The sequence below is a fragment of the Hwanghaeella sp. 1Z406 genome, assembly GCF_048892425.1.
Taxonomy (GTDB): Bacteria; Pseudomonadota; Alphaproteobacteria; order UBA8366; family Aestuariispiraceae; genus Pacificispira.
On sequence record NZ_JBLZHU010000012.1, the window covers coordinates 21,408 to 39,856 of the forward strand.

Genomic DNA, 18,449 nt, shown 5'->3' on the forward strand with positions numbered 1-18,449 from the left:
TTGCGGGACAGATTGGGGGCGGATTTTGGAGACAAAACCGTCCCCTCTCCGCAAAGGGCTAAATTTTCTTTCGCCACATAAGATCAGATCGGGACGTGCATTGTGGATATTCTTCAAATCCTCCTTAATGGTATTGTCTTGGGCTCGCTTTATGCCTGTATCGCGATTGGCTTTTCGTTGGTCTGGGGCGTGCTTAACATCATCAATATGCTGCATGGGTCTTTCATTATTCTCGGCGGCTATCTGACATACTTTGCGTGGCAGTATTCAGGGGTGAACCCCATTGTGGTCCTGCCGATCATTACGATCATTCTATTCGGCCTGGGCTATGGGCTGCAGTATTTCTTTATCAATAAGGTCGTTATGGCGCCGGTTCTGACCACCCTGACGCTGACCTTTGGTCTGGACATGATCCTCTATAACTTGATGACGGTGTTTTTCACGGCGACACCACGCCGTGTGACATTGGATTTAGGAACCTTGAATTTAGGCGACCTTTATCTGCCGGTGGATCGCTTGCTGGGAATGGGGTTGGCGCTGTTGTTGACTGCCATCCTGTTCTTGGTGATGCGGGCATCCAAGATTGGTCGTGCCATTGTCGCTGTACGCATGGATCGTCAGGCCGCCACATTGATGGGCATTCGCGTAAATCACGTCTATGCCATTACCTTTGGGATTGGGGCCTTGATGGCTGGGGCGGCCGGGGCGATTTTCTCTATGGTCTTTCCCATCACGACAAACCTGACTGGAACATTTCTGGGCAAAGCCTTTGTCATTTGCGTGATTGGCGGCTTGGGCAGTGTGCCCGGTGCGCTGATTGGCGGCATCGCGCTGGGGCTGATTGAAAGCATCGCCGGCTTCACGATCGGGCCGCAAAATGCGACGACAGTTGGCTTTCTCTTGATGTTGTTTCTGTTGATTGTGCGACCGACCGGTATTGCTGGTGTTAAGGGATACGAGTAATGAAACAGCTTTTATGCTTCGGCGCCTTTGCGTTGTGGGTGGCTATGATTGCCGCGACGCCGCTTCTCGCGGATAACTATACGATCCGGATCGCAATATCTGTTTCAATGTTTTCCGTCATGGCGGTCTCTTGGAACTTTATCGGCGGGTTCACGGGGTATCCGTCCTTTTCAACAGCAGCCTTTTTTGGAATTGGTTGTTATGCAGGAGCCATTGCCCAGCGCAATGGGGTGCCGTTGGTGCTGGCCTGGTTGTTTGCAACACTCCTCGTTGCCGTGTTTGCCGCCTTGCTGGGGGCCATCATTCTGCGCCTGAAGGGTCACTATTTCGCCATTGGGTCCATTGCCATTGTTGAACTGACACGGTTGATTACATCGTCTTGGGGCAGTCTGACAGGTGGGGGCGACGGTCTGAATGTTCCATTGCTGCAGGGAAGCCCGCAGGAGGTCGCTGGTCTTGTTCTGTATGTGATGCTTGGAATTCTGGTACTGGCATTCCTGACATCAGTTTATGTGGACAGGTCTCGTTTAGGGTTTGGTCTGAAATGCATCAGCCAGAACGAAGACGCGGCGAATATGGTTGGCGTGAACACGACAGCGTTCAAGATTGTTGCCTATACCTTGTCGGCTGTGTTTTGCGGCGCTGTCGGGGCGGTTTATGCCTCCTGGGTTGGTTATATCGATCCCACGGACAGTTTTTCCATCTTGCTGACCTTAAAGGTGCCGGTAATGGTCCTCCTTGGCGGCGCTGGAACCTTGTTGGGTCCCGTCCTGGGCACGGGTGTTTTCATTCTGTTGGAAGAGGTTTTCTGGGCAAACTTCCTGCAATGGAACCGTGCGATCCTGGGCGGCATTATTGTCTTCCTGATTTTCTTCCTGCCCAACGGTTTGTTGAAAATTCAGTATCTTGAGCTTTATGCCGCGATTTTGAAAAGGCTTCCCACGCGGTCTCAAAAACCAGGAGAAGGTTCATGACTGAGATCCTCAGACTGGAGAATGTCGGTAAGCAGTTCGGCGGCATCCACGCGGTTAATGATGTATCTTTCAGCCTCGTTGAAGGTGAAATTATTGGGCTGATAGGGCCCAATGGGGCGGGAAAGACCACCTTGGTCAACTTGATTACCGGGGTTCATCCGCTGTCATCGGGAAAAGTGATTTTTGCCGGTGAAGATGTCAGCCGCCAGCAGGCCTTTCAGGCCGCAAGACGGGGCCTGGCACGGACATTTCAGATCGTCCAACCCTTTCCCAAAATGACGGTATTGGAGAATGTTGCGGCCGGGGCCTTGTTTGGGGGCGGATCCACCTCTGTGCAGGAGGCAATGGAGCTTGCACGCAAAGAATTGGAATTCGTTGGCCTGGACCATGTGGCCGATACGGCGGCATCCTCTCTTGCTTTACCAAACCGCAAGCGTCTGGAACTGGCAAAGAGCCTAGCCATGCGCCCGAAAGTTCTGTTGCTGGATGAGGTGAATGCGGGCCTTAACGCCACTGAAATCGATGGGGCGCTGGATTTGATCCGTAAGATCGCCGCCCGAGGCGTCACAATTCTGATCATCGAGCATTTGATGAAGGTCGTGCTTTCGATCTCTCAACGGATTCTGGTTTTACACCATGGGGAATTGATTGCCCAAGGGGATCCAAGAACGGTTATTGAGGACCCTCAAGTTGTTGAGGCCTATCTGGGGTCCAAATTTGCAGCGCGAGTCAAAGCGGAGTCTCATCATGCCTGAATCTTTTCTAGAGATTAATGGAATAGAGGCGGGTTACGGCGACGTGCGGGTTCTCTGGGATATCTCCCTTTCCGTTGAGAAGGGAGAGATCGCCTGTATCGTAGGCTCTAACGGTGCGGGGAAAACCACGCTGCTCAATACAATTTCAGGCATCGTGAAGCCAACGGCGGGCAGCATTAAGCTTGACGGGCAGGAATTGGTTGGCTGTTTGCCCGATGCTGTTTTGAAGACAGGGATCGCCCATGTTCCAGAAGGGCGGCGCTTGTTTAAGGGCCTGTCAGTTCAGGACAACCTGATGCTGGGCGCCTATCTGCGCGATGACCGTGAATCCATTCGCGAAGACCTTTCCTTTGTCTATGACCTGTTTCCGATTCTAAAGGAACGCTCCACCCAGGATGCGACAACGATGTCTGGTGGAGAGCAGCAAATGTGCGCGATCGGTCGTGGTATCATGTCAAAGCCACGGCTGTTGATGATCGATGAACTCTCACTGGGGTTGGCACCGCGATTGGTTGACCGTTTGGGGGATACGCTGTTGGAAATTAACAAGTCGGGCCTGACCATCTTGTTGGTGGAGCAGGATGTCATGACCGCGTTTGAAATTGCGAAACGCGCTTTTGTGATTGAGACCGGGCGTGTGTCGATTTCGGGTTCCACGGCGGAACTGGGCAATGATCCCAAAATCAAAGAAGCCTATATGGGAATCTAACCCGCCTCGAGTTAGCGGGTTCTGAAAGGCCCATGTTATTGGGCTGTTGTGTCGATTGTTTCGGGAATGGGGAACCAGCCGTCTGCCTGATGTTCAAACAGCGGTGCGGCGATCACACTTTTGACCAGGGCGGATGATCCATGGAACTCTTGCTCCAGGGTGGTTTTCCACAAAACACCTTGGCGCATCGCAACCAGAATGCCGATGACTTCGCAATCCTGACGGTGCAGCAGTCTCAAGACAGAGAGGATTGTGGACCCGCTGGAGATTGCATCATCCACAATGATCACACGCTTTTTATTCAGGCGAGGCAGGATATTGGGATCGAGATATATTTTTTTGCTGCGGTCGGGGCTAGTGATTGAATAGACCGGTTCGGACAGGTCATCTGAGTACCAGAATTTCCGGGAATAGCCTAAAGGAATAAAATGGGAATGCCCCAGTTTTTCAGCAATCATGGGCGCAAAGGCCAGGCCAAGGGTGGGCAGGCCCACGATCTGGTCTGGATTGATTGATTTTGCAATATCGGCCATCGCGTCTGTCAGTGCGCTGATGACGGAGAAGCTGGCTTGATTTGCGATCAGGGAGGCAACGGCGCGGTCGCCCTCTGGCAGTTTACGCAGCGGCAACAACAAGGCCCGCTTGTCTGGCATGAGGGCTGGATAGCCATAGCGATACGGTGCGGCCTGCACGGCTTTCGGATCACCAGCCGGTATCAGGTCTTGCCAGAATGTGGTTGTTGGAATGATAAAATCTGACTTTGGTGATGGCGTTGAGCTCATGGAATACACTCTTTTCAGAATTCGGTGATGTGATGGACAATGGTGATGGCGAATGGTGCCCGGTAGCATCCCTTGCGGATTTGTCTCCCGACACGCCGCTAGAAGTGATCGTCGAAGATACTGTTGTCATCCTGCTGAAGGTGGACGGAGAGGTCGTCGCGTATCAAGGATTGTGCCCGCATCAATTTGCCAGACTGGCCCAGGGTTATGTCGCGGCAGGATCGATCCATTGTCCCCAGCATAAGGCGTGTTTTGATCTTCGCGATGGGGTTTGTGGGCCCGGCTGGATGTTGCCCGCCTTGCGCCAATACACTCTCCGGGTTGATGCGGCAGGAACCGTTGCGTTGGCCTCTCCTCTGTCCACAAAGCGCCCCTCTATCTGACAATCACTCAATCCTCGGGCCAGGGGGAAACGCCCCGTCCAATCAGACCAGCTTTGCCGGTGCTCTCGACCATACCCAGATTGATCCCTAGGCAGGTTCGCGGGCGGGTCAGATCCAGTCCTACATGAACGCTTTGGTCGGAAAGCGCGGGATGCGGCCCGATAAAAGGGGCATGTGCGGCTGGTGTGAAATAATCTGGATGTACATGGTCGCGGTAGGACTCCGCCAGGCTGGGCGTTGTCCGCAGGCAAGCCGCGCCAAAGCCTAGTGCGTCGATCACGGCACTGTCGCCGATTGCGGGTAGCGCGCTGGCGAATTCCTGTCCGTTAAATTTTGGTCCAATCGGGGGCAGCGCGGGACGCGTGATCCAGGCCTCAGGATCCGACGCTACCTTATACCCCATATTCTGGCCATTTCCGCCACAGGCGACCAGCATATTGCTTTCTGCAACACCGGCCCCAGCACCGATCATCAGCGCACTGCTGGCCATAATTATATTCAGGGCAAACTGGTTTGCCTTGTCCAGATAGGACGCGGCCTCATCCTCTAATGACTCCGGGAAAATGTCTCGTATTTGGGCCTGCGTGGCGGCAACTTGGCCGTGAAGGTCATCGCCATGCCGTAAGGCATAGTCCAGTATTGGTAGCAATGGAACCGCATCCGTTAGCGCCGCTGCCAATGTTGCGCCAATAGGATCCGTCAGTCGGCGCAGCAGGGCAAGGCCGTCTGGATGTCCGTTGCCCAGCCGCAATGCATAGGGCAATGGGCCATCATTTAAGGGCGAAACGCGCTTGTTCTGGGGACTGGTACGGTCGGTCACCTCAACGCAGAAGACACTTGGACCAACGATGAAGGCCAGGGGCGTTACCACCCCAAAATCTTGCGCGGGGCGCAGTTGCAATTGGCCGGACCGCAAATGGGTGAGCATTTCCGATTCAGATTCTGCCCAGCCTTCCAGTTGCGCCGTCGCCGTGATGGCATTGCGCATGGGGGCCGGTAGGTCCGACAGATCAGCGAAAGGGGGACCGGCATGCAGCAGAGTCCGGTCCGGGAGGCTTGGCACCAGTTCTTTTAGCCGTGCGATACGGGTCAGCATCGGCACGACGGCGATTAGCTTTTTATAGGATTTTTGTGTGGCTGCAGAAGAATGAGACACAATTAGGCTCCTGAAATGATTGACGCGATCTGGCTGTTGTCAGCTTGTGGGGCTGTTTGCGTCGATGATTTGCGTCATCATCTCGATCAACCGAACACGGTCTTGTGGGGCCAGTGCCTCGATGGTGCGCTCATGGGCGCGCTTTGCCCGCTCATCCAGAATGGCCAGCATTTCCTTGCCGTCATCGGTCAGCGTGGTCAGGCGAATGCGACGATCGCTGGACGACACGCGCCGTTTGATAAGCCCCCGTTTTTTTAGGCGATCAAGGATATCGGTCATGTTGGTTTTGTCGATCGCGACCGCATTGGCCAGGGTCGTTTGGTCGACAGCGCCAGTTTGTTGCAGGGCGGATAAAACGGAATACATCACCGGTGTGATGTTTTGATCCCCGCATTCCAGTGCGAAAAGCGCTGTATGGATTTGATGCAGGCGTCGAATTAAAACACCGGGTCTGGACGTAAGTGAGCCATCCCGCCAAGGATCTGTTGAACTTTTCTGATTGTCATTGGGTTGCATTTTTTGAACCAATTGAAATGTCATTGTTATAAATTTCCCCTTCAAAAGAGTGAATGGAAGTTAGCGAAACCACAAGACTCTTCTGAACCACCCCTTAAATACGGAGGCGAGAAGCGACAATCCATTCAGACTGGTTTGTGCCGTTGCATCGGGTTCTTTCCCCTGGGCGCGGGCCTCAATTGCGCTTGCCACCTGCACGAGAATTCGGTCAGCAATTTCGGCGACTAAAGTGGGACGACTGAATTGAGAGAGTGTGCCGGTAAGTTTGTAGGTCATGTCCAGGCTCAAGACCGTGTCCCCTGTTTCGGACCGTGTGACGTGGAAATCCAGCATGCCATCCAATTGAGATCGGCTCAGGCTGTCGCGGCCCCGGCCGATGACATGTCCCGATTTTTCTGCATCCTTCAGGTCCATTTTTGCAGTGCCGACAAAGGCTGCTTTTATCGGCCCCATTGAGACAGCGCATTGCCCCTGCAATTTGCCGTCCTGCGTTGCGCTGTCTAGGCGCGCGCCGGGAATGCAGGAGACTATTTTTTTTGGGTCCGACAGGATGTTCCAAATATCGGCGGCCGGCGTATCGAAGGTTAGCGTCCGCGACAGGGTTGGTGACCCTTCAAGCGAGTGTCGATCTGGTATGGTCGTCGACGCATCGCCCTTGGCGGTCTGTGGTGAGGGCGTATCCTGATTATCTAGCAAACTGGTCGCAGCCGACGACTGAGGCTGCTGTGCCCTGGCATGCGGTTGAACCGACGCTTCTGGCGGGGCGTTTTCCAGTACGTCTGTGATCGCGGCGATGATCCCTGCATAGCCGGTGCAGCGGCATAAATTCCCGGACAGTTCTTTACGGATACGCGCCGCATCTGCATTGGGCAGTCGCCGGACGATATCATATCCCGTGACCAGCATTCCGGGTGTGCAAAAGCCGCATTGCAAACCATGATGTTTTTTGAACGCGGTGCGCAAGGCACGCATCAGGGGATCCTCGTCAAACCCTTCGACACTGCGAATTTCTGCGCCTGTGCAGGCGGCGGCCAGGGTGATGCAGGACCGTGTCGGTTTGCCATCTACGAACACGGTGCAGGCCCCACAGACCCCTTGTTCACATCCCAAATGGGTTCCTGTCAGCAGCATTTCCTCGCGCAGAAAATCAGCGAGATGGGTACGTGGTTCCGCAGTTTGGGAGACGGGCGTTCCATTCACCATCAGTTGGATCGTTGCGTCAGTCATGCGTCGTTCTCCTTGCGCTCTTCAAGCTGCGCGAGGGCCCGTGACAGGGCGACCGCATGCAAGTTCAGTGTTTCAACGGGGTGATCCGGGATCGCGTCTTGCAGGGCCTCTATTGGGGATACTTGTCCCTCCAGGAGGGCCTGAGGCTGGGACAAAATGGCAGGCTCACGGCCAAGGGCGCCGATTGCTACCCTCACTCTCCCATTCTCTGGATCGCTCAGAATGGCGGCGCTGGCCTTGGCAAACTCGCCAACCTGCCTGGTGTATTTCCAATAGGCCCATCGCGCGTTCTGGCCGGGCCGCGGCACGTCAATGGCGGTCAGGACATCATCGGGGCCTAGGCCCGTGCTATAGGGTCCCGTGATGAAGTCTTCGATGGGCAGGGAACGCAAGTCTGCGCCTTGATCCGGGTCGCGTATCAGGACTGTCGCACACAGCGCGGTCATCACAATTACCCAATCCGCCGCTGGGTCGGCATGGGCCAGGCTGCCTCCAATCGTGCCGCGGTTGCGCACCGCGCGATAGGCGATATTGGCGGCCGCATCGCGCATCCAATGGCCGGTCGGATCTGTCACCAATCCATCCTCAATCTCGGCATGGGTGGTGGCTGCCCCAAATCGCACGCGATCGCCAAAATCTTCGACCTGACGCAGGTCTGAAAGCTGGGCAATATCGATCAGCCCTGTCGGTCGCGCGAGTCGCAGGTTTAGCATCGGGCCTAGTGATTGGTTGCCGGACACGAGTTTGTTTTGCCCCCCGGCCAATGCTTTCTGGGCATCGTCCAGAGAGTGTGCGACGGCATAATTGAACGGGGCTGGTTTCATGCTGCGTCCCCTGATTTTGTCTGGCCGCTTTGGGCGTGTCCAATTGCTGCCAGAACCCGTTCTGGGGTGATCGGCACTTCCGACACCTCCGCACCAAGAAAAGACAGGGCATCATTGACCGCATTGGCAATGGCGGCGGGCGGCCCAATGGCGCCACTTTCCCCAATCCCTTTCTGGCCAAATCGGCTCAGGGGGGACGGGGTTTCCATATGTTCTATCCGGATTGCAGGAAGGTCGGAGGCAAGCGGCAAATGATAATCCGCCAGGGTCGAGGCTAAGGGCTGCCCCGATGCATCAAAGCACATCTCTTCAAACAAGGCGGTGCCAATGCCTTGGGCCGCGCCCCCGTAAACCTGGCCATCAACCACCATGGGATTGATCATGGTTCCGGCATCTTCAACGATGACATAGTCCAGCAGGCGCACATGGCCCAGATCCAGATCAACCTCCACTTTCACTGCGTGGCAGGCATAGGAAAATGTTCCGGTATCCTTGACTGTCTTATACCCCTCAACCACTTCCAGTCCTCTGGGGTCAACGTCATCGGGCAACAGTTGCGGTTTCAAGTACCAGGTTTTTGCGACCTCCTCGATGCTGATCGCGCTGGTACCGACGCGTGCCATGCCGTTCTCTAGAACAATTTCAGCAGGGTCGGCTTGCAGCAGATGGCCCGCGATTTTGCTGATACGCTCTCCCAGAGATACGCATGCGGTGCCAACAGCCCCGCCTGCCATGACAATACAGCGTGATCCCCAGGTTCCTGTGGAATAGGGCGTGTAGGCCGTATCCCCGTGGACCAATTTGATCTTCTTCGGGTCGATCCCGATTTCACTATTGGCAATCTGCGCTAGGGTTGTTTCCAAACCCTGGCCATGGCTGTGTACACCAACGCGCAATTCCAGGCCGCCATCAGGCGTCAGGCGCGCGATGGCCTGCTCAAATCCTGGCACCATCGGAATGCCCCAACCATGATAAACAGACGTCCCGTGGGCTCCTTGTTCGCAAAAAATTGACAGGCCCACTCCGATCCGTGTCCGCCCGGTCTGGGACTGCTGTTCGGCGCGGATGCCCGTCATGTCGATCGCGGAAACGGCGCGCTTTAAGGCTTCGGTATAGTCCCCACTGTCGAAGAACTTATTGGTGATGTTGGTGAAGGGCATTTGTTCTGGCCGCACCAAATTTCGATGGCGAATGGCCTCAGGCGTAATCTTCAATTCGCGCGCAATATTGTCCAGCAGGACCTCCATCGCGAAACAAACACCCGTTCGTGCGACGCCACGAAAAGGCAGGATTGGTGGCTTGTTGGTGGCGACCGACCACGTCTTGCAGCGGTATCCCTGCATCAGATATGGGCCGGGTAAAATACTGGCGACTTGGGCGGCCTCAAGACAGGCGGAGAAGGGATAGCTAGAATAGGCCCCTGAATCAACAATCGCGCTGCAGTCTACCGCCAGCAATTCCCCATCTGCTTTTGCATAGCCTGTGATCTCATAGCTATGCTCCCGGCAATTGGCACCGGCGATCAGATGTTCACGGCGATCTTCAATCCAGCGAATTGGTTTGTCCAACTTCATGGCCAAAAAACAGGCACATACCTCTTCCGGCAGTAGGATTCCTTTATACCCGAACCCTCCGCCCACATCGGGTGCGATCACCCGGATTTGGCCGTGATCCAGTTTCAGGCATTCCGACAGTCCAGTGCGAACGATATGCGGCATTTGCGTTGCCGAATGAAGGGTCAGGATTTCTAGGTTTCGGTCCCAGGCGGCAATCAGGCCACGCCCTTCGATAGGGGCCATGCATTGCCGGGCTGTTTTGAATTGGCGGCGGACAATCACATCCGCCTGTTCGACCGCAGCCTCAAAATTTATATCAACAGCGCTTTCTAGAAAGACGTTCTCGTCCCAGTCTTCATGCACCAGGGCGGTATCCTTGTCGCGTGCCTTGGTCATGTCATGAACAGCGGACAGCTCCTCGAAGGTGACATCAATCTGCTCCGTCAGATCTTCGGCCAGGGCGCGCGACGGGGCAAGACAGGCTGCGATCAGTTCCCCAACATGGCGCACTTTATCATGGGCCAGAATGGGCTGTGTTGAGGGTCGAAACCCCGGCAGGCCAGACACCGCCCGAATACCCGAAACGCCTTCCAGATCACGGGCAAAGAACACGGTGTTTTTGGTTGTGTCAGGTTTTGTTTGTGACAGAATTCGTGCGTGCGCCATCGGGCTTCGCAAAAAGGCGAGATCCAGCATGCCTGGCAGGCGCATGTCGGCGATATAACGGCCTTTGCCATTCAGATAGCGATCATCTTCTTTCCGCTCAAGGCGGGCGCCGATGCCCAATCCCTGCTCTTTGGCATCCAGACTTTTTTCCATCTCACCCCATTCCTTGTATCTTTAGGACCCTCGAGTTTGAGGGGCTTTGATCGTGCTATCAATGCTCTGCAAAGCGTTTCGATGCCAATCTTTGATACAGTCAAATATTGCACTGCACATCGCAACGGTAAAGGGTTTCAGAGAATATGTGTAGATATAATTTTCGCTATTACTACTTTTATCTTTTCCCCGGCAACACGGCGCGATATGTTTCATCCAAAGCGTGTCGGAAAAGGATAAAGGATACCCGCGATGAGCGATGTGAAGCCCTATGATATCGTATTGGAAAATGGGACTTTGATTGATCCCGCTTCCGGCTTGAATGGGCGGTATGATATCGGTATCCGCGACGGCGTGATTGCAGCGGTCAGCGACACTCTTGCCGCCGCCCCGACAGCGGAGCGGATTGATGTATCCGAACATCACGTCATTCCAGGCATGATCGACACCCATGCGCATGTATATGAACATGTGACAGGAAAGTTTGGTCTCTCGCCGGATCTCGTGGGTGTCTATTCGGGTGTGACCACCCTGATTGATCAGGGTGGCCCCAGTTGCATGACAATTGGTGGCTTTCGGAACTTCATCGCTCAGCCTTCAATCAGCAGGGTCCTGGCCTTCATCTCGACCTATCTTGTTGGCGGTCTGGAGGGGCATCTTTATCCCGAACTCTATGGCCCCAATGGCGTGAATGCAGACCATACGATCAAGGTGACGCGCGACAATCTGGACTTGGTTAAAGGCGTGAAGGCGCATGCCGAGATTGGGGGACAGTCCCGGTGGGGAATGGATGTCATCAAGATCGGGCAAGAAATTGCAACAGCGACCAATCTGCCGCTTTATATCCACCTTGGTCAGCTTTGGCCGACCAGTGATACAGCGCCAATGCCGTCACCCGATGAGTTGATTCACGAACTGGTACCGCTGATGAAGGAAGGGGATGTGTTGGCGCATCCGTTTACGCGTCATCCCGGAGGGTTCGTTTCTGAGACCGGGGAAATTCATCCAATCCTATTGGAAGCAGTACATCAGAAGAACATCAAAGTAGATGTTGGACATGGATCACATTTCAGTTTTGAAACGGCGCGACGTGTTCTGGATGCCGGTATCGTCCCCTTCACCTTAGGGGCGGATATGCATGGCTATAATGTTGCTATTCCAGATTCCACGGACCGGTCAGATCGCGCGGAAAATCCTTTCTTTGGGGTCGCACCGTTTAATCTGACAATTGCCATGTCAGAACTGCTGCATCTGGGTGTTCCGCTGGAACAGGTGATCGCGATGGTCAGCAGCAATCCCGCGACACTCATTCGGATGCAAGATCAACTTGGCAGCATTGCTGTGGGTCGAGAGGCGGATATCAGTGTACTTAAGATCGAGACGGGTCGTTTTAAGCTGTCAGACAATAGCGGTGAAAGTGTCGTTGCAGAAAAACTGGTCCGACCCGCTTTCTGCATTCGCGCGGGCACACGGTTCGACTCGAACTCAGTCTTCGTGCCCGATGCAATTGTAGCCTAAGCCTTATGCCTAGAAATTGGGTGATCCAAACCAATGCCTTACAGCCTTTGTTTCCTAAACAGAGACGGCGGGTGGTTTTAGGGAAGCAAGTGACTTAAAAGCCAACAAGTAAAGTTGATTGCAAGCCCCCGCAACCAATCATAACAACGACTTAGCGCTAACACCGCTAGGCCGTTATTGCGTTCGGTAAGCAATAGGTAAGCAGGGTGGGTTTAGCATCCGCTCACAATGGAGTGGTGTGGCGCAGGATTGATCGGACCAGGCTCATCGCGGCTAAGTCGGATGATTTTGAAGCAGCTTTCGTTCTTGCTAATTCCCAAGCTGGATATAAACAGATCCATCTTTGAGGATTATTGGATAAGTTTTCAGATTTTCGCAGACAGGGGGACTCAAGGCTTTGCCAGTTGCTATATCAAAACGGCCTTGATGAAGGGGGCATTCGACTGTCATTCCGATGACCAACCCTTCCTCCAAATGTTGTTTTTCGTGGGTGCAGTATCCATCGGTGGCGTAAAAGCCTTTTTTGGTATTGTAGATGGCATAGCTGTGATCTCCATGGTCCCAGCGTAGCAAATCTTCTTCTTCAATTTCGTCCGCGCGGCAGACTCTAATCCATTCATTCATGTACTGGTGTCCTATGCAATGTGGCGTGAATGCTTTTCAAGCGCTTCCTGAAGCGCCTCCAACTCGTCCGCAGGCATTTTGATGCTGTGTTCCTGATCGGGAAATGCCCCGGATCTGACATCAGAACTGAACTGCCTAAGCGAGCTCTCTCATTCCTTGGACAACAGTTTTCGAATACTCAACATGTCACCGTATGCTTTGGCATGGCGAGGGGGATGAAGGACATCGCCACAGATATCTTCCATGAAACTAAAAATAATATCGCCGCCAGAGCCAGACCCAATAGAATGAGTGACGAGACGCGTTCTGGGACTGATGGCCATAAGCGCGTCGGCGGCGACGCACTCAACTTCGACCGCGAAGGCCCCAGCATTTTCATACCGCAGGCAGTCCTCCAATATGTGCATGGCTTCCTGTGCCGTTTTCCCAATGGCACGTAAACCGCCAACTTGCGTGGATCGCCTGGGGATAAGGCCAACATGTCCTTGAACAGACAGACCCTCCTTTGCGAGCATTTCAACGATATCGAATCCGCGTGGGGTATAGATCGCGTCGGCCCCAGCTTCTGCTGCACGGATCGCCGCGCGCAAAATCTCGTCTGGTGTGATATAGGCGGTCATGGCCAAGCCAGCCGTGACGAACCGAGTCGGCGCGTTGGGGCGGATCGTATGAATATCACTGTCCCAGATAGACAGCATATCCACATCAAGGTCCTCACATGTTTTTGCCTCGTCCTCCGTTGCTGCTGAGACCTGAACGAGCTTGTGATGTCCCTTGGCGGCAAGAATTGAGGCAACGGTCAGGTTTCGTTTCGCCGGTCTGCCGCCATAGGTATAGATATTGGTGAGAGTCACCGCATTGATGCCTTTGCAATTGGAGCATAGCTTCCCGTGGTAATCATATGGGGCGCTTGCCGCAGTGATGAGGCCTTTGTGTTTTTACCCAGAGACCGGCGAAGTGTTACGCAAAACAAATCCAAGTTTGATCTTAAGACGCCAGGATCCGGATCCGGAAGCTGATCCCCAAGCTCTTTCTCCAGGTCCGGTAAAGCAAAGAAAGGCACCTGTGTGTAGAGATGGTGACCAAGATGATGGTTCATATTCATATAGAGCAGTCTGCCGATCACATTGGTCTTAAAGGATCGGGTGGAGTTGAGAATGGAGGGGCTGTTTTCTTCAAGCTCCACATGCTGCAGCACTGTATAGACTTGGAGGGCAATACCACCGACCAGACGTGGGATGATCAGGAAGACAAGAAATTCTGGAAGCCATGTCACACTGAGGCCAATTATCAGTATGTACAGGATCAGATACGCACGTGCGCTCCAGGTCAATCGTCCAAGTTCGTTTTCAGGCGTATAGGAAAGGATTGTCGGTGAGAACTTTCTGAAACTATGCAGGACGATGATTTTCCCCTCATACCAAAGGGTTGGGATCCCCGTCAGTTCCCAGGCCCATCCTGAAAATGACATTGGCGTATCAAAAGGCATTTGGCCGTCTTTGCCGATATGCCAGGTGTTCGTGTGATGACTGGTATGGGCATAGCGCCGATGGTAGGGCTCTCCAACATACAGAAATGAGCTGATCAAGAACACAGTTTCGTTCAGCCATCGGGTTCGGAAGGCTGTGCCGTGCGCGGTCTCATGACTTAAGGCATAAGCTGGAAGAGCGAGAAGGCTGCCATAAACAATCATGGCAGGAACTACCAACCAGCTGCCCAACGTTACAGCAAGAGCCGCGCCAGAAAGCATAAGGCTGGTTACCCACCATGCGAGCCACAGCAGTCCCGGTACATCGCGTCGCGTGGCAAGTTGCTTCAGGCTTGAACGAGGAAGGGAAACCCCAGAAGACTTAGCGTTTGTCGCGCTATATTCCATTTCAGTCTCCAGTTCTACATCAATCTCAAGGCGCCGATCCAATGTAAATAATGGAACGCTTGATTGCGCGTGGACAAACGAATTAAATGACCCGTAGGCATAAGATAAACTTATAATCGAGGAGGTCTGCGTGTCTGAACAATCAGTTCCACCTTTGAATTGGTTGCGGGCATTTGAAGCCTCCGCGCGTTTGCTGTCCTTTACAAAGGCGGCGCAGGAACTGAACATGTCGCAGTCTGCGGTTTCCCAACAAATGCGGTCTTTGGAATCGTATCTGGGTCAGGTTTTATTTCTCCGGGGTCCCAGAGTCCTCAAACTGACAGAAGTTGGCAGAAACTATCTTCCGGTGGTGCAACAGGCGTTGGCTGGGCTTAGTCGCGGAACACGAGCCTTGAGCAACAAAAATAAAAAGAAATCGCTGACAATTCAATGCAATCTGGCGTTTTCGATGTTTTGGTTAGCACCGCGTCTGCAGTCCTTTCAGCATCAGAACCCCTGGATCACGGTTAGAATTTTGAGCGAACTATGGCCCCCGATGGCGACTGAAGAGAACGCGGATGTTGAAATTCGGTTTGGTTATCGATTGGAGGATAAACTAGGCGTGCAGCGCCTGTTCAATGACACATGTTTTCCCGTGTGTTCTCCGGATATATTGGAGGCGGTTCAAACAGATTGGACGTTGTTTGATTTGTATGATTGCTCCGGCATGCAGGGAGATTGGGAGGCGTGGTTTGCCGGCACGGGCAAACATCCTCAAGATGACAAGCCGATCAACTATGCATCGACATTTGGCGTCAGCCTATCTATGGCGATGTATGGTGCGGGTTTATCGATGGCCAATGAAACGTTTTCTCAGGCATTGATTGATCGGGGACTTCTGGCAAGACCATTTGAGGAGTCGATCCCAATGCCGGAGTCACACTACCTGATACACAATCATGATCGCCCGGAGAGTGAGGCGACACGTATTTTCAAGGCTTGGCTAGAGACGCAGACAAAGGCTTCCTGGACAAAGACATGATATCAAGCTGACAGCGTTTCTGACAAAGAGCCCGCACTCTACCGAAATCAATCCCATGAAACAGCGTTAGGCCGATCCAGCCTGGCCAAGAGTGCTTCCCGTTTAATTTTCTGGCAGATCAAGTAGAGATGGTCGCCCGGCGCGACAACTGGATTCCGACGGGCGACGGTGACCACACCAGCAAAGGGCGCCGTGACCGATTGTGCCGATCGCTCTGTTCGAAACAGATCATAGAGCATAGCGATGCTATCGCCGATATTCACGTCGTCCCCAAGCTGAGCGATGGGTCGAACCAAAGCATGTTCTGAGACAGTGACGGCATGCGATTGAGTGCCGTAATCCAAGAACGTGGTTGGATGTGGCCTTTCCGGACAGGATAGGCGCTGCAGCAAAGATGCTTTTATCAAGCCCGCTTGATGCAGAACTCTCAAAGCACCATGAAAGCCAGTTTGAAGGGACGCTTCTGTTACAGTAGCGCCTCCCCCCAATTCACAGGACAGGAATGAAACGCCTGCCATATGCGCCGCAGTGTCAAAATCGCCATCACTTCCGTCGATCGGTAAGACCACCGTATGCGGCGCACCAAATGCTTCAGCGAGCGCTAAATTCATTTTGTTTAGCTCATGGTTCGGCCCTACACACAAAAATCCGCAATCAAGATAGCGTGTTGCTGTCCCGCCAGAATGGAAATCCAAAATGACCTCAGCGAGGGGTATAAGGCAGTTTGTGACGAAGGCCGCAATGGCTTTCGTGGGGCCACCAGCAGAATCGCCCGGAAATGCCCGGTTCATGTTCCCTTCGTCTAAGGGAGATACCCGCTGGCGCGCCAGGACGGCAGGCATGTTCAATGCGGGCATAAAAATGATGCGTCCAGATATATCTTCTGGGGCAATCGCTTCTCGCAACATGCGGCATATCAGCTGTCCTTCATCCTCATCCCCATGATTGCCTCCGGTCAGCAAGACCGTTAGTCCGTTGCCGTTCGCGATCACAGCAATCGGGATCTGGATGACCGAGAAGGCAAATTGATTTGAAGAATGGGTCAGTTCCAAGAAACCGCTTCGTGCTCCGGGCGAGTCCATATCCAAATTACAGCCGATTGGCCCGTGACGAAGCATTCTGCTTTCTCCTAATAACTTTGACGCGTTGGTTTTCTGACCTTGGAAAGCAGGCATCTGCGTTAGAGCCTTTGGTGCCACAATTGATGTGCCCTGGTCAGTTGGGGCGCGCCTCTTCTATGAATTCAACGGGGGTATGGTCAAAGTTTTGACCACTGTAAATCCCGTCAAAACCGCCCAATTCTTCTATTCTTTGCCTTTGGTGCTCAAAGGCCCGATCAGAGATCGCTGCGGGATCTTCAAATGTCTCTGTCAGTTTTGCGTGTAAGCGCGTTCGAATATCGGCATGTTGATTGGATAGGCCAAGGTCATTTGCCTCATGCGGATCTTTTTCCAGGTCGAACAATTGTGCGGCGAAACCGGGATAGCAAATGTATTTCCAACGTCCGTCCCGGATCATCAAATATCCCGTAATAGCGCCGCCATCGTGATACTCACTCAGAACAATGCGATTAGGATCATCAGGCTTTGTGGCCAAATGTTCCAAGCTTCTGCCATGTAAGGCTTGATCATTTTCCGAGAGCCCAAGCCCTGTCACCGTAAGAGCGGTCTGGTGAATATCAATTAAGCTGCATTGCGTGCTGCGAACCCCAACAGGAATCCCTGGCCCAGAGAGGATCATGGGGATACGGGTGGCTTCCTCATACATGGTCATTTTTGTCCAAAGGCCATGATGCCCATTCATTTCGCCATGATCAGACGTAAACAGAATGACTGTATCGTCCATATGACCGGAAGACTCTAAGGCTCCCAGGACATCACCAATTAGGGAGTCTACGAAGCTGCATAGCCCAAAGTAACAGGCCCGCGCCTCGTTGCGATGACGGTCGTCGGTAAAAAAGTCATCATAGTTATTGTACGTGCGATTAGCGTTAAGGACCGGGTTGCGAAACTCTGTCTTAAAGCCTGAATAGCGGATTGGGGGCAGGCGATCTGGATCATAGAGTTGATAAAACGGTTCAGGACATGTCAGGGGGTAATGTGGGCGCAAGAATGATACAAACAGCGCCCAGGGTTTGTCGCTATCCGATGGTGCTTCTTTGGTAAGCCAATGTACCGCGCGATCTCGGACCGTCCTGTCATAGTCGGTATAGGGGTCATCGCCGATTTTTACACCATTGGCGAAGCCTGAAGGATCATAAGAGGTGTGATCCTGGCGGCGCAGAATGCCAAAGACCCATCCTTGCCCATCCTTCACATATAGCGGCACAATCTCGCGCGCAAAACCATGGTCTTCACCCGCTGCGCGGTAATGTAATTTTCCAATAGAGACGGTTTCGTGCCCCGCCGCTTTCATGCGATGCGCCCATCCCTTTTGTGCCCCGGTATAGGCTTGAGCATTGCTCCAATTTCCAGATTGGTAGGCATAGAGGCCTGTCTGGAAGGAGGCACGGGCCGGAACGCAGACGGGAGAGGGAGTATAGGCGGTTTCGAAACGAGTCCCTCGATTTGCCAGTCGATCAATTACTGGTGTTTGACCAATGCCGCCATAGGCCCCAATACCCTCCAGCGTGAGTTCATCGACCATAATCACAAGAAAATTCCGCCCTGACACGTCTTCCCCCTCGCTCTGATGTTTCTGGAAAAACTCTGTATAAGCGCTACTCAACGAAAGCGAAGGCGTTTCA

Annotated in this window: 18 protein-coding genes; 7 read left to right on the forward strand and 11 right to left on the reverse strand. The window is 53.4% G+C overall.

Features of this window, described 5'->3' with window-relative positions:
* Nucleotides 1-102: 102 nt before the first annotated feature.
* The 4 genes from ACOSDR_RS18850 to ACOSDR_RS18865 are packed head-to-tail and all read left to right on the forward strand — an operon-like array spanning nucleotide 103 to nucleotide 3,401.
* A complete protein-coding gene (locus ACOSDR_RS18850; RefSeq protein WP_420732231.1) occupies nucleotides 103-963 on the forward strand; it encodes a branched-chain amino acid ABC transporter permease in 861 nt (286 codons plus the stop codon).
* Nucleotides 963-1,937 carry a branched-chain amino acid ABC transporter permease gene (locus tag ACOSDR_RS18855; RefSeq protein ID WP_420732232.1) on the forward strand — a complete coding sequence of 325 codons (975 nt, stop codon included), beginning with the start codon at nucleotides 963-965 and terminating at the stop codon, nucleotides 1,935-1,937. The genes ACOSDR_RS18850 and ACOSDR_RS18855 overlap by 1 nt, the downstream gene beginning before the upstream one ends.
* A complete protein-coding gene (locus ACOSDR_RS18860) occupies nucleotides 1,934-2,692 on the forward strand; it encodes an ABC transporter ATP-binding protein (RefSeq protein ID WP_420722457.1) in 759 nt (252 codons plus the stop codon). Before ACOSDR_RS18855 ends, ACOSDR_RS18860 begins: the two co-directional genes overlap by 4 nt.
* The gene (locus ACOSDR_RS18865) at nucleotides 2,685-3,401 is read left to right on the forward strand and encodes an ABC transporter ATP-binding protein (protein WP_420722458.1); all 717 of its coding nucleotides are present in this window, start codon (nucleotides 2,685-2,687) and stop codon (nucleotides 3,399-3,401) included. The genes ACOSDR_RS18860 and ACOSDR_RS18865 overlap by 8 nt, the downstream gene beginning before the upstream one ends.
* Nucleotides 3,402-3,436: 35 nt before the next feature.
* Here the strand turns inward: ACOSDR_RS18865 and ACOSDR_RS18870 are convergent, their stop codons facing one another.
* Complete coding sequence (locus ACOSDR_RS18870) at nucleotides 3,437-4,183, reverse strand: phosphoribosyltransferase (RefSeq protein ID WP_420722459.1); 747 nt, start codon at nucleotides 4,181-4,183, stop codon at nucleotides 3,437-3,439.
* Between ACOSDR_RS18870 and ACOSDR_RS18875 the strand changes: the two genes are divergently transcribed.
* Nucleotides 4,174-4,566, forward strand: a complete 393-nt coding sequence (locus ACOSDR_RS18875; RefSeq protein ID WP_420722460.1) for a Rieske (2Fe-2S) protein — start codon at nucleotides 4,174-4,176, stop codon at nucleotides 4,564-4,566. The two genes, ACOSDR_RS18870 and ACOSDR_RS18875, sit on opposite strands and share 10 nt — an antisense overlap.
* Nucleotides 4,567-4,573: 7 nt before the next feature.
* Here ACOSDR_RS18875 and ACOSDR_RS18880 read toward each other — a convergent pair whose 3' ends face one another.
* The 5 genes from ACOSDR_RS18880 to ACOSDR_RS18900 are packed head-to-tail and all read right to left on the reverse strand — an operon-like array spanning nucleotide 4,574 to nucleotide 10,664.
* A complete protein-coding gene (locus ACOSDR_RS18880; RefSeq protein ID WP_420722461.1) occupies nucleotides 4,574-5,722 on the reverse strand; it encodes a DUF1116 domain-containing protein in 1,149 nt (382 codons plus the stop codon).
* Nucleotides 5,723-5,761: 39 nt separating this feature from the next.
* Nucleotides 5,762-6,262 carry a MarR family winged helix-turn-helix transcriptional regulator gene (locus tag ACOSDR_RS18885; protein WP_420722462.1) on the reverse strand — a complete coding sequence of 167 codons (501 nt, stop codon included), beginning with the start codon at nucleotides 6,260-6,262 and terminating at the stop codon, nucleotides 5,762-5,764.
* 36 nt (nucleotides 6,263-6,298) lie between these two features.
* Nucleotides 6,299-7,465: a 2Fe-2S iron-sulfur cluster-binding protein gene (locus ACOSDR_RS18890; RefSeq protein WP_420732233.1), complete on the reverse strand. Its 1,167-nt coding sequence runs from the start codon at nucleotides 7,463-7,465 to the stop codon at nucleotides 6,299-6,301.
* Complete coding sequence (locus tag ACOSDR_RS18895; protein ID WP_420732234.1) at nucleotides 7,462-8,289, reverse strand: FAD binding domain-containing protein; 828 nt, start codon at nucleotides 8,287-8,289, stop codon at nucleotides 7,462-7,464. Before ACOSDR_RS18895 ends, ACOSDR_RS18890 begins: the two co-directional genes overlap by 4 nt.
* Nucleotides 8,286-10,664 (reverse strand): xanthine dehydrogenase family protein molybdopterin-binding subunit, encoded by a 2,379-nt coding sequence (locus ACOSDR_RS18900; RefSeq protein WP_420722465.1) that lies wholly within the window; start codon nucleotides 10,662-10,664, stop codon nucleotides 8,286-8,288. The genes ACOSDR_RS18895 and ACOSDR_RS18900 overlap by 4 nt, the downstream gene beginning before the upstream one ends.
* Before the next feature lie 252 nt (nucleotides 10,665-10,916).
* Here ACOSDR_RS18900 and ACOSDR_RS18905 point away from each other — a divergent pair, with 252 nt between their 5' ends.
* Nucleotides 10,917-12,182: an amidohydrolase/deacetylase family metallohydrolase gene (locus ACOSDR_RS18905; RefSeq protein ID WP_420732235.1), complete on the forward strand. Its 1,266-nt coding sequence runs from the start codon at nucleotides 10,917-10,919 to the stop codon at nucleotides 12,180-12,182.
* 309 nt (nucleotides 12,183-12,491) lie between these two features.
* Here the strand turns inward: ACOSDR_RS18905 and ACOSDR_RS18910 are convergent, their stop codons facing one another.
* The 3 genes from ACOSDR_RS18910 to ACOSDR_RS18920 all read right to left on the reverse strand — a co-directional run bounded on the left by ACOSDR_RS18910 (nucleotide 12,492) and on the right by ACOSDR_RS18920 (nucleotide 14,682).
* Nucleotides 12,492-12,806, reverse strand: coding sequence for a Rieske 2Fe-2S domain-containing protein (locus ACOSDR_RS18910; protein WP_420732236.1), 315 nt, complete (start codon nucleotides 12,804-12,806; stop codon nucleotides 12,492-12,494).
* A gap of 149 nt (nucleotides 12,807-12,955) precedes the next feature.
* Nucleotides 12,956-13,660 carry a 3-methyl-2-oxobutanoate hydroxymethyltransferase gene (locus tag ACOSDR_RS18915; protein WP_420732237.1) on the reverse strand — a complete coding sequence of 235 codons (705 nt, stop codon included), beginning with the start codon at nucleotides 13,658-13,660 and terminating at the stop codon, nucleotides 12,956-12,958.
* Nucleotides 13,657-14,682, reverse strand: coding sequence for a fatty acid desaturase (locus tag ACOSDR_RS18920; protein WP_420732238.1), 1,026 nt, complete (start codon nucleotides 14,680-14,682; stop codon nucleotides 13,657-13,659). Before ACOSDR_RS18920 ends, ACOSDR_RS18915 begins: the two co-directional genes overlap by 4 nt.
* Nucleotides 14,683-14,812: 130 nt before the next feature.
* On the opposite strand from ACOSDR_RS18920, the gene ACOSDR_RS18925 reads away from it, so the two are divergent.
* A complete protein-coding gene (locus ACOSDR_RS18925; RefSeq protein ID WP_420732239.1) occupies nucleotides 14,813-15,703 on the forward strand; it encodes a LysR family transcriptional regulator in 891 nt (296 codons plus the stop codon).
* Nucleotides 15,704-15,750: 47 nt separating this feature from the next.
* Here the strand turns inward: ACOSDR_RS18925 and ACOSDR_RS18930 are convergent, their stop codons facing one another.
* Together ACOSDR_RS18930 and ACOSDR_RS18935 are read right to left on the reverse strand one after the other, a co-directional pair.
* Complete coding sequence (locus ACOSDR_RS18930) at nucleotides 15,751-16,878, reverse strand: succinylglutamate desuccinylase/aspartoacylase family protein (protein ID WP_420732240.1); 1,128 nt, start codon at nucleotides 16,876-16,878, stop codon at nucleotides 15,751-15,753.
* A 40-nt stretch (nucleotides 16,879-16,918) separates the two neighbouring features.
* Nucleotides 16,919-18,376 (reverse strand): sulfatase-like hydrolase/transferase, encoded by a 1,458-nt coding sequence (locus ACOSDR_RS18935; RefSeq protein WP_420732241.1) that lies wholly within the window; start codon nucleotides 18,374-18,376, stop codon nucleotides 16,919-16,921.
* Between the last annotated feature and the right edge of the window lie 73 nt (nucleotides 18,377-18,449).

Coding starts and splice junctions, on each gene's coding strand:
- ACOSDR_RS18855 (WP_420732232.1), top strand. CDS start 963: ATGAAACAGCTTTTATGCTTCGGCGCCTTTGCGTTGTGGGTGGCTATG.
- ACOSDR_RS18860 (WP_420722457.1), top strand. CDS start 1,934: ATGACTGAGATCCTCAGACTGGAGAATGTCGGTAAGCAGTTCGGCGGC.
- ACOSDR_RS18865 (WP_420722458.1), top strand. CDS start 2,685: ATGCCTGAATCTTTTCTAGAGATTAATGGAATAGAGGCGGGTTACGGC.
- ACOSDR_RS18870 (WP_420722459.1), bottom strand. CDS start 4,183: ATGAGCTCAACGCCATCACCAAAGTCAGATTTTATCATTCCAACAACC.
- ACOSDR_RS18885 (WP_420722462.1), bottom strand. CDS start 6,262: ATGACATTTCAATTGGTTCAAAAAATGCAACCCAATGACAATCAGAAA.
- ACOSDR_RS18890 (WP_420732233.1), bottom strand. CDS start 7,465: ATGACTGACGCAACGATCCAACTGATGGTGAATGGAACGCCCGTCTCC.
- ACOSDR_RS18895 (WP_420732234.1), bottom strand. CDS start 8,289: ATGAAACCAGCCCCGTTCAATTATGCCGTCGCACACTCTCTGGACGAT.
- ACOSDR_RS18900 (WP_420722465.1), bottom strand. CDS start 10,664: ATGGAAAAAAGTCTGGATGCCAAAGAGCAGGGATTGGGCATCGGCGCC.
- ACOSDR_RS18905 (WP_420732235.1), top strand. CDS start 10,917: ATGAGCGATGTGAAGCCCTATGATATCGTATTGGAAAATGGGACTTTG.
- ACOSDR_RS18910 (WP_420732236.1), bottom strand. CDS start 12,806: ATGAATGAATGGATTAGAGTCTGCCGCGCGGACGAAATTGAAGAAGAA.
- ACOSDR_RS18920 (WP_420732238.1), bottom strand. CDS start 14,682: ATGGAATATAGCGCGACAAACGCTAAGTCTTCTGGGGTTTCCCTTCCT.
- ACOSDR_RS18930 (WP_420732240.1), bottom strand. CDS start 16,878: ATGCCTGCTTTCCAAGGTCAGAAAACCAACGCGTCAAAGTTATTAGGA.